The organism is Pectobacterium versatile (genome assembly GCF_020166435.1).
GTDB classification, from domain to species: domain Bacteria; phylum Pseudomonadota; class Gammaproteobacteria; order Enterobacterales; family Enterobacteriaceae; genus Pectobacterium; species Pectobacterium versatile.
Genome location: NZ_JAINZP010000068.1, coordinates 1 through 623 on the forward strand (window position 1 = coordinate 1; position 623 = coordinate 623).

Annotated in this window: 1 pseudogene; it reads left to right on the top strand. The window is 50.6% G+C overall.

Going from position 1 to position 623, the window contains the following annotated elements:
- Window positions 1–49: 49 nt before the first annotated feature.
- Window positions 50–623, top strand: a pseudogene (locus K7X24_RS21945) (transposase); the annotation flags it as partial.

Here is a 623-nt window from a genome sequence, read left to right on the forward strand (position 1 = left end):
AGGTGACTGGCGGATCTGATCACGACAGTTCGTTTCAACACAGATCCTCATGGCAAAGCAAAAGTTTAAAATCACCAACTGGTCTGCCTACAACAACGCACTCAGGCAACGTGGTTCACTGACGGTCTGACTTGATGAATCAGCGATTGCTGCATGGACCGACAACGCACAGCCTGAAGGTCGTGGCCGACCACTTCACTACAGTGAAATCTCGCATCTGGTCATCAACAGTACCGGTCTGAAGGTCTTCGGCGAAGACGAATGGAAAGTCAGGCAGTATGGGGGCAGATAAGCACTGAGTATGGAGAAAACGCCATCTGGCGGCAGACAGTGTCACACATGAGACTATCTGTGCCGATTTATCTCTCAGTGGAACCATTGATGCGCAGGCACTTCCTGTGTTGATAAACCAGACTCACCGCAAAATCAAACAAGCCTCAGCAGATGGCGCTTACGATGTCTGCTACTAGTATGATGCCCTGATGAAGAAAAAAATCAGGCCACTCATCCCGCCGCGAAAGGGTGTGCAATACTGGCCCGACAAGTACCCTGAGCGTAACCATGCAGTGGCGAATCAGCACCTGAGCGGAGTAATGGCGTCTGGAAAAAGAAAGTGGGTTATC